Below are 12,508 nucleotides of genomic sequence, written 5' to 3' on the forward strand. Positions count from 1 at the left end.
GGTCAAGTTCACCCGCAACCGATCAGGTGTGCCGGCGGGTGAAGTCTTGGCCTCCCACCCACCCGGACGTGGGGAATCGCCCGGGGAGTCTGAAACGATACGCACGTGAGCGAGCTCCTCCCCGTCGTCCAGGCCGAGTCCCTGCGCACCGCTCTGCTCGAGTACCTGGGCACGACGTTCGCTCTCGCGGATGCCAGCACCCGGGCCTCGCTCGAGGAGTTCCTCGCCTCGCCGTCGACGGGCCTGTTCCGCGGCCCGTACGTGCGCCTGCGGCTGCCGTTCCGCCCGGCCGAGGACGGCTGGCGGGGCGCCCTCGACTGGTACGGCGGCTATCCGAAGCCCTACGGCCACCAGGCGGCGGCCTTCCAACGGCTCTCTTCGCTCGGCCCCGACGGGTCGATGCGCCGCCCGGACCCGACGCTCGTCACGACGGGTACCGGGTCCGGCAAGACGGAGTCGTTCCTCTACCCGATCCTCGATCACGTGCTCCGCGCCCGCCGCGCCGGGATCGGCGGCACCAAGGCGATCATCTTGTACCCGATGAACGCCCTGGCCAACGACCAGGCCAAGCGCCTCACCGAGCTGCTCACGGGCGACCCGGAGCTCGGCGGCGTCACCGCCGCGCTCTACACCGGCCAGCAGGGTCCCGAGCGCACCAAGGTCTCCCCCGCCGGGCTGATCACCGACCGCTCGGTCATCCGGGACTCGCCGCCCGACATCCTGCTCACCAACTACAAGATGCTCGACCAGCTGCTGCTTCGGGACACGGACGCGAAGATCTGGTCGTCCTCGGCCCGGTCGCTGCAGTACCTGGTGCTGGACGAGTTCCACACCTACGACGGCGCCCAGGGCACCGACGTCGCCATGCTGATCCGGCGGCTCGGGCTGGCCCTCAAGTCGCACTGGCCCACGGGCACGGACGCACCTGCGGAGGCCGGACTCACCGAGGACGACGTGGCCCGCCCGCTCGGCGCCGTCACCCCGGTCGCGACCTCCGCCACCCTCGGGGACAAGGGCGACCCGACGGCGATGCTGGCGTTCGCGCGCACGGTGTTCGGCGAGGAGGTCACCGAGGACGCGGTGGTCACCGAGTCACGGCTGCCGCTGGCCGAGTGGGTCGGAGACGCGGGCGAGATCGCGGCGGCCCGCGGCCTCGCGCCGATCGACCCCGAACCGCTGGTGGTCGACGCGCTCGGTGACGACCTCGGGGGGTGGGACGGCGACGCTCTGCCCCGCCTGCGCGACGTCGAACCGGCCACGCTGACCCGCGCCGTCGTGGGCCACCTGTTCCGCGAGCGCCCGGCCTCCGCCGAGCCGGACGACGTCGTCGAGCCCGGGTGGGCGCGACCGGACCTGGCCGGTGACGACGCCGAGGACCTCCTGACGTTGCTCAAGGCGCATCCGCTCGTCTCGTGGCTGATCACCGAGACCTCCGACGCCAGCGACCTCGCCGCCCTGGCACGCACGCTGCCGGGCCTGCCGAACGACCCGGCCCGCACCGCACGCACCGAGGCGCTGCTCGCCGCCGTGCTGTCCGCGCTCTCGCACCTGCGCAAGGTCTGCGGCCGCTCCGCGCTCTCGGTGGACGTCCACCTGTGGATCCGTGAGCTCACCCGCCTCTACCGCACGACGGCGGGCGCCGCGCAGTTCGGCTGGCAGGACGAGGGCGTCGGCGACGACCCCGACGACGCCGGGACGGAAGACCGCACGTTCCCGGCGCTGTACTGCCGGCACTGCGGCCGCTCCGGCTGGGGCGTGGCCCTGGCGCCCACGGGCACCGACCTGGACACGCACGACCACGACATCCGCGGCCGGCACCTGCGCGGGGACGACCGCTTCCGCACGCTCATCCACGCCCCGGCCGAGGGCGAGCGGGCCGAGGGCGGCGAGAAGGTCGAGGGGCTCTGGTGGTTCCTCGTCGGGCAGCGACGGCTCGTCACGTCCGCGCCCTCCGAGGAGGACGCCGACGGCGGTGTCCTGCCGGTGCTGGCCCACCCGATGGACGACGCCGGCGGCAAGCCGTCCAAGGGCGACGACTGCCCGTCGTGCGGGCAGAAGGACGGCATCCGGTTCCTCGGCTCGGCGATCGCGACGTTGCTGTCCGTGTCGCTGTCCAGCCTGTTCGGGACGGCGGGCCTCGACGCCGCCGAGAAGAAGGCGCTGGTCTTCACCGACTCGGTGCAGGACGCCGCCCACCGCGCCGGGTTCGTCCAGTCCCGCTCGCACGCCCTGACGCTGCGCGCCGTGCTGCGGCACGCCGTCGGCGACGAACCCGTCGACCTGGAGACGGTCGTCGACCGGATGATCGCCGAGGCGGGCGACGACGGCAGGCGGCGCCACCGCCTGCTGCCGCCCGACCTGTCCGAGCGGGAGAAGTTCGCCGCCTTCTGGCAGAAGAAGACCTGGGCCCAGGTGCACCACAGCGTGCGCCGCCGGGTCCGCCGTCGCCTGCTGCTCGACGTGCTCCTGGAGCACGGCCTGCGCTCCGCCGTCGGGCGCACGCTGGAGGCCACGGGCACCGTGGTGGCCGAGGTGCGGGCCGAACCGGGCGTGCTGCTCTCAGCGGCACGCGCCACCCTGGCCGAGGTGGACCGCCAGGGTGTGCTCGAGGGTTTCGAGCCCACGGAGGCCGAGCTGCTCGGCTGGGTGCGCGGGGTGCTCGAGCACATGCGGCTGCGGGGCGCGATCGACCACGAGTGGTTCCAGAAGTTCCGCGAGGAGGACGGCAACCGGTGGTGGATCACCGGTGGTCGCAAGCGGCACGAGGGCATGCCCGGGTTCGGCAAGGGGTCCAGCGCCCCCGGGTTCCCGCGCGTCGGCGGTGCCGTGACGACGGTGGGCGCAAAGTCCCAGGCCGCCGGCGAGGACCTCGAGCCCGTCGCCTCCCCGCGCGGCTGGTACGCCTCCTGGACCGTGAAGTGCCTGCGGACCGACACCACCGAGGCCGCGACCCTCGCCCGCCTGCTCCTGGCGCAGCTCGCGCGCCTCGACGTCGTCGGTTCGCTGCTGTCCTCCTCCGGCGCCACCACCTACCACCTGTCCCCGCGCGACGTCGTCGTGCAGGGCGCAGACCTCGATGCTCTCGTCGCCGGGGACCTCTGCCTCGAGTGCTCCGACTGCGGCTCCGCCGTGCCCGCCTCGGGCGCCGTCGTCGACCAGCTCGACGGCGCCCCGTGCCTCGTCGCCCGGTGCACGGGACGGCTGCGCCGGCACGCGCTCGCCGACAACTTCTACCGGAGCATGTACGGCGACTCCGACCCCGCCCGCGTCGTCGCGCGCGAGCACACGAGCATGCTCGAGGACGAGGTCCGGCTCGCCTACGAGACGGCGTTCAAGTCGAGCGACCCCGAGCCCGACGCCCCCAACGTCCTCGTCGCGACGCCGACGCTCGAGATGGGCATCGACATCGGCGACCTCTCGACCGTGATGCTGTCCTCCCTGCCGCGCACGGTCGCCTCCTACACCCAGCGCGTCGGCCGGGCCGGCCGCCTCACCGGCAACGCGCTCGCGCTCGCCTACGTCACCGCGCGCGGTGACCAGCTCCCCCGGTTCTCCGACCCGACGAGCGTGGTCAACGGCGCCGTCCGCCCCCCGGCGACCTACCTCGACGCCGAGGAGATCCTGCGCCGCCAGTACTTCGCCTCCATCGCCGACGAGCTGGCAAGGCGCCCGGATGCGCCCCACCCCCGCACGGCAGCCGACGCCCTCGGCTCCAGCGAGCCCGGCACGTTCCTCGGCGAGCTCCTCGCGGTGTCCGAGGCGGAGGGCCCGGCGCTGCTCAACCGGTTCCTCGCCGGGTTCCCCGAGGTCTCCACCGCCGTGGCGGACCGGCTGCGGACCTGGGCTCTTCCGTCTGTCGAACCCAGCTCCGGAGAGGCCGTGCCCTCCGAGCTGGCCGCGCGCGCGCACGCCGCGTCGATCACCTGGCGCACCCGTATGGAGACGCTCGCCCACCGCGAGACGGACATCCTGTCAGCGATCAACGCCCCCGACGGGCTGCGGGTCAAGGCCGAGTCCACGGCGGCCACCAGTGACGACGAGCGCGCGCTGCGGACGGCGCAGGCGGCGCTCCGCCTCACCCAGCACCAGCGCGGCCAGGCGTCGTCCGAGCACTGGGTCGGCGTGCTGGAGGAGCACGGCCTGCTGCCCAACTACACGCTGCTCGACGACTCGGTGGCGCTCGAGGTTTCGCTGTCCTGGATCGACCCCGACTCGCGCGACTACCGCACCGAGCACCTGGAGCTCAGCCGCGGCTCGGCCCAGGCCCTGCGCGACTTCGCCCCCGGGTCGACGTTCTACGCCCGCGGGTACGCCATCGCCATCGACGCGCTCGACCTCGGGCGCGGCGACGACGCCGTACGGACCTGGGCCTGCTGCCCGGCCTGCGGGTACTCCGCGGACGTGACCGACGCCGGCGCCCCCGGTGCCGAGACCGCACCGACGTCGTGCCCCCGCTGCGGGGACGACGGCATCAGCGACATCGCCCAGCAGGTGGAGGTGGTCAAGCTCCAGCGCGTCTCGTCCGTCATCCGCCGCGAGGAGGCGACGATCGACGACCGCAGCGACGAGCGCGAGCGCGAGCGGTACACCATCCGAACCCTCGCCGACGTCGACCCCGCCGGCGTCGCCAAGCAGTGGTTCGTCGAGGACTACGGGTTCGGCGCCCGCTACCAGCGGCAGATGCACATCCGCTGGCTCAACCTCGGCAAGGCGTCGGCGCAGGGCGCGACGGTCGAGATCGCCGGGCAGCCGCACGACGTGGCGATGTTCCGCGTCTGCGAGCAGTGCGGCAAGCTGGACACCTCCACCGGCGCCAACCGGGCGTCCGAGCACCGGCCCTGGTGCCCGCTCCGCAAGGCCAGCACCGAGCAGGTGCGCACCGTGGCCCTCGCTCGGTCGCTCACCACCGAAGGTCTCGTGCTGCGCCTGCCCGAGTCCGTCACCCTGGGCGACGACTTCTCGCTGCCGTCGCTGCGCGCGGCGCTCCTGCTGGCGCTGCGGCTGCGGATCGGCGGTGACCCCGACCATCTCGAGGTCACGAACGTCATCGACCCCAGCCCCGCCGCCGGGAGCCCGGCCGAGGCGCTCCTGCTGCACGACGTGGTCCGTGGCGGCACCGGCTACCTTGCCGAGCTCGCGGACCACGAGGCGGTCTGGACCATGCTGCGCGACGCGTGGTCCCACCTGGAGGACTGCCACTGCCAGCAGGACGGCCGCCTCTCGTGCGAGCGCTGTCTGCTGCCGCACGCCGGTCTGCACGAGGTCGACCACGTCTCCCGCGCCGCGGCGGCGCGGCACCTCAAGTCGATCCTGCTCGGTCGCTCGCAGGGCGGAGCGGAGGACGAGGTCCCGTCCTCGAGTCCGTGGTCGGTCACTGTGGACGAGCCCGCCACCACCGACCCCGAGTCCCACATCGAGCTGCTGTTCCGCCAGGTGCTGCGCGAGCGGCTCCAGACCCTGGGCGCGACCCTCACCGAGAAGCCGGGCCCGAACGGCAGCACGTGGTCGGTCACCATGCCCGGCGGTGCGCACTGGCGGCTCGAGCCGCAGGTGCTCGTCCCCGGCGCGGGGACCAAGCCCGACTTCATCCTGCGCAGCGACCGTCCCGGCATCCCGCCGACGGCGATCTTCACCGACGGCTGGCGGTACCACGCGTCGCCAGCCGTCAACCGCCTGGCCGACGACGCCGCCAAGCGGCAGGCACTGCGCCAGGTCGGCTACCAGGTGCTCGCTCTGACCTGGGACGACCTCGACGGAGCGTCCGCCGCCACAGGGGCGCCGTGGCTGCATCCTCAGGCGACGGCAGCGGTGCTGAACGAGGCGAAGGACAGGCTCTCGCCGGCGACCCTCGCGCTCGCGGGTCGTCCCGCACTCGACCTCCTGCTCGACTGGATCGAGCGACCTGACCTGGCGGCGCGCGAGGAGCTCGCGCGCTGGATGCCGATGCTCGTCGCCCCGTCCCTCACCGGCGGCGTGATCTCGACGGACGCCGGCATCGACCAGGTCGCCCTCGACGTGCTCGACGGCGCGCCACTGCCTCCCGGCACCAAGTTCGGCGGCGTCTGGCACCACGACGGGCTCGCGATCGGCGTCCGCGACTTCGCGCTGGGCGCCTACGAGATCGCCGTGGTGCTCGACGACGCCACCGACGTGCTCGGACCGGACCACAAGGCCTCCTGGCGCGAGTGGCTGCGTCTGTCCAACCTGCTCAACTTCCGCAGCGACCTCCCGCTCAGCATCGTCACGCGGACGATGCTCGAGGGCGCAGGGCCGCAGGCTGCCCCCTCGGGCGACGCCGCGACGGCCGCCGAAGAGGCGAGCCGGGTCGAGGACGCCCTCCAGGCGCGGCTCGACGAGCACCCGCGGTGGCGGCAGGTCGCCCGTCTCGCCACCGAGCTGGAGCACCAGCTCCTCGTCGAGGTCCTCGACGTCGCCGCCCACGGCGTCGAGGCACCGACGATCGGCGACGAGGTGGGCGACGGAGTGCCGCTCTCGCTGTCGTGGCCGGACCGTAGGGTGACCGTGCGGTCCGACGACCTGGACCCGACGACCACCGCAGACCTCGTCGCCGAGGGCTGGACCATCCTCGAACCCGACGCCGCCGCCATCCGCGCAGCCCTCACCCACTGAACCGGAAGAAGCAGCACCGATGCCGCAGATCATCCTCGGACCGTCGTTCGGCAAGCTCGACGGCGCCGTGCGCAAGGCCGCCTTCGCGTTCCTCGAGAAGCTCCAGGAGAGCGACGCGACGCCGGGCCTCCACATCGAGCCGATCAACGGCTCCGCGGACCCCCGCATCCGCACCGGCCGGGTCAACGATTTCTGGCGAGCCGTGCTGGTCAAGGTCCAGGGTCAGGCCGCCGAGGCGCACTACGTCTACCTCGGCACCTACCAGCACGACGACGCGATCTCCTACGCGAAGTCGGCCGTCGTGCGGATCAACCCTCGCAACGGCATCGCCGAGCTCGTCAAGGCCGACCAGCTCGACGCGCCGACCCTCGAAGAGCGGGTCACCAAGGTCCCGGCCAAGCAGAAGCCCAAGCCGGACGACGTCGACCTCGCCACGTACCCGCTGCTGCAGACCCAGGGCATCGCCGTCGCTGATCTCCTCGACCTCGGGATCGACCCGGACACCGCCGTCGACGCGGCTGTCGCCGAGACCGAGGACCAGATGCTCGCGGTGGCACAGCGGGCGCCCGCCGCCTGGCAGGGCGACGCACTGCTGGACCTCTCGATCGGCACCGGCCTCGCCACCGTCAAGGAGAAGCTCGGCCTGAGCGCCCCGGCAGCCGAGCCCGACCCGCAGAGCGACGAGCAGCTGCTCACCGCGCTCAAGCAGCCCGCCGCACAGATGGACTTCGCGTTCATCGAGGACGACGCCGAGCTGCGTGCCGCGATCGAGGACGGCAACTTCGGCCGGTGGCGGGTCTTCCTGCACCCCGAGCAGCGCGACTACGCGTTCCGGCCGCGCAACGGCTCCTTCCGGCTCTCCGGGGGCGCCGGGACCGGCAAGACGGTCGTCCTGCTGCACCGTGCGCGGCACCTCGCCCGGACGAACCCCGATGCCCGGGTCGTCCTCACGACGTTCAACAGAACCCTCGCTGCCTCGCTCCGCGAGACGTTGCGACTCCTCGACCCGGACCTGCCTCTCGCCAAGGAGCTCGGCGACCCCGGCGTCTACATCGCCGGCGTGGACGCCATCGCCCGTCGCGTCCTGGCGACCGCGGAGTCGGTGCACGCGGCGTCCCAGGCATGGGGTGAGACGGTCGCGTCGGTGCTGGGAGCTCGTTCGCCCTACGTCCTGGAGCCCACCGCGGCGGCGCGTTGGGACGCCGCCATCTCGACGCACGGGGCGGACCTCGCACCGGAGCTGCGCAGCCAGGCCTTCTTCGTGGCCGAGTACGCGACCGTCGTCGTGCCGAACAGGATCGTCAGCCGCGACGACTACCTGCGGGTGCGCCGTCCAGGTCGCGGTGTCCCCCTCAGCCGCGCCCAGCGCGTCGCCGTTTGGAACGTCGTCGCGGCGTACCGCGCCTCCGCGGACGCGGCCGGGTCGACCGACTGGGACGAGAAGGCGATGATCGCCGCCGCACACCTCGACACCGTCGCGGCCGCCGGCACCGCGCGCCTCGCCGATCACGTCCTCGTCGACGAGGGGCAGGACCTCGCGCCGTCGAGACTCGTCCTGCTCCGTGCGCTCGCCGCGCAAGGACCCGACGACCTCTTCCTCGCCGAGGACTCCCAGCAGCGCATCTACGGCCAGAAGGTCGTGCTGTCCCGCTACGGCATCAACGTGCGCGGCCGCTCCCGCCGGCTGACCCTCAACTACCGGACCACGGCGCAGGTGCTCCGGTACGCCGTCGGGGTGCTCTCCGGCGAGGAGTGGGTCGACATGGAGGCCGACGACGCGACCGTCACGGGCTACCGCTCCGCACGCACCGGCCCTGCGCCCGTCGAGGTGGGCGCCACCTCGCTCGTCGACGAGTACGAGAGCGCTGGTGCCGTCGTCGGGAAGTGGCTCGACCAGGGGGATGCTCCCGAGACCCTCGGCGTGCTGGTCCGCACCAAGACCATCGGCGACAAGGTCGTCCACGCGCTCAGCGAGCGCAAGGTAAAGGCGAAGTTCGTCCAGGACGACGCAGCCACCGGCACCGGCAGCGTGCTCGTCATGACCATGCACCGTTCCAAGGGCATGGAGTTCAAGCGCGTCGTGCTGTTCGGCGTCTCGCCGGACGAGGGCGGCTGGGGCGTCGGCCAGTCCTCGCTGCCCGAGGCTGACCGCGCGGACGCCGAGCTGCGCGAACGATCCCTGCTCTACGTGGCAGCGACCCGGGCACGCGACGAGCTGGCGGTGCTGTGGAACGGACGGCGGAGCGGGCTGCTGCCGGCAGCTGCGAGCGCGGGGTAGCGAGATGGGCGTCAGCGAGCCGCCTGCTCGTTCTGATTTCACCCGCGGAGCTCGGGAGAAATCCCACCAGGGCGCTTCAGATCTCCATAGGGTCGAGCGGTCGCCGAACGAATGAGGAGTCTCGATGGTTGCCGTCTTGATGACATGGAACCCTGCCCGATATCCACAGTTCGGCGACAACTGGGACGACGAGCTCGCCGCAACCGAGGCAGGCGGCCTCACCGAGGGCCAATGGTCAGTAGGGAACCGGAGAAGTATCCCCCTCGGACAGCGGGCATACCTCCTCCGACAAGGGCCCGAGCCACGGGGCATCATCGCGAGCGGCTGGACCACGACTGAGGTCTTCGAGGAAGAGCACTACGACGACCCCTCACGGCAGGCGCACTATGTCGAGGTCGTCTGGGACCAACTCACGCCCCTGGACGACCCGCTCCCGACGGCTGATCTCCTCGCCAAGGTTCCTGAGGTGAGCTGGAACAACCTCATGCGTTCGGGCGTCGACGCGCCTGATTCCGCGGTCATCACCATCGACGAACTGTGGAACGCTCACCTGCGTCGGACTGCTCGCATGCATCGGCCCGACAGGTTGGCCTCGAGGCCACAGCGCACGGACGGCCAGGGTTTCGAAGCTCTTGGCGAGGCACGGATGTCCGTGGAGAACTATGCGCAGGAACTCGTCGAGGAGCACTTCCGTCAGGACGGCTGGGAGGTGGAGGACACCCGGATCGGCCACCCTTACGACGCGGTGGCGCGACGCGACGGCGAGATCCGATACCTCGAGGCCAAGGGTACGCAGGGCAACGGACAGAAGGTCATGGTGACGGCAGGGGAGGTCCAGTTCGCCATCGACCACCCCGGCCGGTGCGTCATGGGTGTCGTCTCGCAGATCGCGCTCGGCGCGGACGGCGAAGTAGTCGCCGGGAGCGGCCTCCTCGAGGTCTTCGATTGGAACCCCGACGAAGGCGACCTCTTTCCGGTCACCCTGCGTTGGACCCCACCTCGCCACGCCGTCAGCGACGAGGCGACACCAGAAATTGACGCCTCATGACGACCCCACATGACCAGCTGGCTGCCCACACCGCAACGACAGTCCCCCTGCCGTCGATTCTCAGCGACTCTCGCCGAGCGGAGGCTATTGACCACCTCCACCGGTACTTCGGCCGGTTGACGAACGACTCCGGATGGGCAGGTAGCCGCTTCGAGAGGTTTCTCGGCGGGGGTGACGAGATCGCTGTGGCCGATCGATTCGTCCCTGCCGACCTCGTCGCCGTCACTCTGCTTTCGGTCCAGGTGCCCCCGCGTGCAGCGCTCCAGTTGCTCGAGGATCGTCAGAGGGAGTTCGCCACCCTTCTCTCGAGGGTGCCCCGAGCCCTCGACCTCGTGGACGTCGATCCGTCGCTCATTGACGAGGACTGGCCCGCATGGCAGCTCTGGTCGCAACTGAAGAGGCTGCCCGGGGTGGGCTGGGTCACGGCGGGAAAGCTCCTCGCCCGAAAACGTCCCAGACTCGTGCCCGTCTACGACTCCGTCGTCCGAGACGCCGTCTCCCCGGACGGCTCCTTCTGGACATGGCTCGCCAACGCTCTCCGTGCCGATGAATGCGCACTTCATCGGCACCTCCTCTCACTGCGCCGCGAGGCGGGCATCGGGGACGACATCTCCGCGTTGCGAGTCTTCGACGTTGTGGTGTGGATGGAACACCGGTACCGCCAGTCGTAGCAGAACCAGACACGGAGTGGTCTTCGACCGGCTGGTCTCGGCCGTCGTCAGGACAGCCTCGGCAATGCCTCGTAGAGCGCTGCCGGGCGATGCCCTCTAGCGTTCCCACATGACGCCAGGTCACCTCTTCGTCGTCCACGGCAGGCTCGAAGTTCTCAGTGCGGATGCACGCGTCATCCCGACAGACTCCCGGTTCTCGGTGGGTGACTGGTGGCGTCCGGCGGCCGAGCTCGACGAATCCACGCCCTGGGAGTACCTGAGGCCAGACGCCTGGGGACAAGACGCCGTTGAACGCTCCCGACATCGGCTGAACGATGACGCGACCCCGGAAATCTGGTTCTTCGACTCCATCGCATCGACCCCGCAGGGTGTCGGCGAGAAGGCTCGGCGCGCCGTCGAGACGATCGTGAGCAAGGGCGGGCAGGCCCTGCGACGTGGTGCCCACCATGCCGGGCGCGAGCTTCCCCTCATCGCGATCCCTGTCATCGGCACCGGCCGTGGTGGCCATCGGCTCGTCCGCGGACAGGTGATCGGCTCCCTGCTCGAGTCTCTCGATGCGACCGCTCGTCGCGAAGGTGTGGACATCGCAGTGGTCGCATCGGACTCCCGGGACTACTCGGCACTCCAGTACCGCCGTCGGGCGCTCGGCATCGCCGACGGGCTGTCATCGCCGTTGGCGACTCAGGCTCGCGATCTGGGTCGGCGCGTAGCGGCCGGCGACGTCGCGTTCTTCTTCGGCGCAGGTGTCAGCATCGCCGCGGGAATGCCGTCGTGGAAGGACCTGCTGTCCGAGCTCGTGACCACCCTCGGCCTGGAGGACATGAGGGATCAGATCAACCGGCTCGGCCCTCTCGAGCAGGCCGAACTCATCCAGGTCACCGTCGCAGATCGCTCCACGCTCGAGCCGGCCGCATCTCAGTTGGCACTGGGACAGCACGTCGTCGAGGTCCTTCGCCGTCGGGCGCCTCGACCGAGTCTCAGTCATGCGCTGATGGCGAGCATGCACGTGACCGAGGCCGCCACGACCAACTACGACCAGCTGTACGAGGCCGCGGTGTCGGCAGCGCATCGAGAGGAGGAGGCGGAAGCACCGATCCGTGTTCTCCCCTGGGATCGCGTGACACCGGGGCGGCCGTGGTTGCTGAAGATGCATGGCGATGTGGACCATCCAGCCTCGATCGTGCTCTCGCGGAGTTCCTTCGTCCACTACGACAGCCGTTGGAAGCCGGTCGGTTCCCTGGTCCAGTCCCTCATGATGACGAAGCACCTCGTCGTGATCGGGGCCTCCATGACCGACGAGAACTTGCTGCGCTTCGCTTACGAGGTGGCAGGACTGCGCGCCTCGATCGAGTCACCGGGCAAGCCGACGTCAGCGATCGGCACGTTGGTCCATCTCTTCGACGATGCTGCCTTCAGCAAGCTCTGGCAGGGCCGGTTCGACGTCGTCGTGCCGAGCTTGGAAGGCGGCGATGCAGAGTCAGCGCCGCGGACGCGCCCTGAGGACCAGGAGCTCCGGCAGCCCGACGACAACGTGCAGACCCGCCGAGCCGCCCGGGCGCTGACCGTCTTCCTCGACGTGATGGCGATGCATGCCGTCGAGGAGACACCGTTCCTCCTCGACCAGCGCTACGTCGAGGAACGCAGCGACGAAGCTACTCGGCTGGTGATCGATCTCAACGATGCCGCACGCCGTGCACGGGAGCTCTCTGCCGGCGACGACGCGTGGTCGGGGCTGGCAACTCTCCTGGAACGGCACGGGGCACGCTAGTCACCGGCCGCTCCTGGCCGAGGCGATCTGTCCACGAGCAGCGATACCGATCGCAACCGCCCGGCGTCGGCCCCGGAGTCTCTCCCAGGGCCGACGCGGCACGGCCGCCCGCG

General features: G+C 71.1%; 5 protein-coding genes. All 5 read left to right on the forward strand.

Features of this window, described 5'->3' with window-relative positions; translation table 11 throughout:
* Nucleotides 1–105 precede the first annotated feature (105 nt).
* The 5 genes from BCL65_RS04065 to BCL65_RS04085 all read left to right on the forward strand — a co-directional run bounded on the left by BCL65_RS04065 (nt 106) and on the right by BCL65_RS04085 (nt 12,395).
* Entirely contained in the window at nt 106–6,630 is a 6,525-nt protein-coding gene (locus BCL65_RS04065) for a DEAD/DEAH box helicase (RefSeq protein WP_106265462.1), read from the forward strand.
* A 19-nt stretch (nt 6,631–6,649) separates the two neighbouring features.
* On the forward strand, nt 6,650–8,908 hold the full coding sequence (locus tag BCL65_RS04070; RefSeq protein ID WP_106265464.1) for a UvrD-helicase domain-containing protein: 2,259 nt from the start codon (nt 6,650–6,652) through the stop codon (nt 8,906–8,908).
* A 124-nt stretch (nt 8,909–9,032) separates the two neighbouring features.
* Nucleotides 9,033–9,956 carry a protein NO VEIN domain-containing protein gene (locus BCL65_RS04075; protein ID WP_106265466.1) on the forward strand — a complete coding sequence of 308 codons (924 nt, stop codon included), beginning with the start codon at nt 9,033–9,035 and terminating at the stop codon, nt 9,954–9,956.
* Nucleotides 9,953–10,627: a DUF6308 family protein gene (locus BCL65_RS04080; RefSeq protein WP_106265468.1), complete on the forward strand. Its 675-nt coding sequence runs from the start codon at nt 9,953–9,955 to the stop codon at nt 10,625–10,627. Before BCL65_RS04075 ends, BCL65_RS04080 begins: the two co-directional genes overlap by 4 nt.
* A 109-nt stretch (nt 10,628–10,736) precedes the next feature.
* Nucleotides 10,737–12,395, forward strand: a complete 1,659-nt coding sequence (locus tag BCL65_RS04085) for an SIR2 family protein (protein WP_106265470.1) — start codon at nt 10,737–10,739, stop codon at nt 12,393–12,395.
* Nucleotides 12,396–12,508 lie beyond the last annotated feature (113 nt).

Source organism: Isoptericola halotolerans, assembly GCF_003003075.1.
GTDB lineage: Bacteria > Actinomycetota > Actinomycetes > Actinomycetales > Cellulomonadaceae > Isoptericola > Isoptericola halotolerans_A.

Bases quoted from the DNA above. Each gene is read 5' to 3' on its own strand.
- BCL65_RS04075 (WP_106265466.1), top strand. From the start codon at position 9,033: ATGGTTGCCGTCTTGATGACATGGAACCCTGCCCGATATCCACAGTTC.
- BCL65_RS04085 (WP_106265470.1), top strand. From the start codon at position 10,737: ATGACGCCAGGTCACCTCTTCGTCGTCCACGGCAGGCTCGAAGTTCTC.
- BCL65_RS04080 (WP_106265468.1), top strand. From the start codon at position 9,953: ATGACGACCCCACATGACCAGCTGGCTGCCCACACCGCAACGACAGTC.
- BCL65_RS04070 (WP_106265464.1), top strand. From the start codon at position 6,650: ATGCCGCAGATCATCCTCGGACCGTCGTTCGGCAAGCTCGACGGCGCC.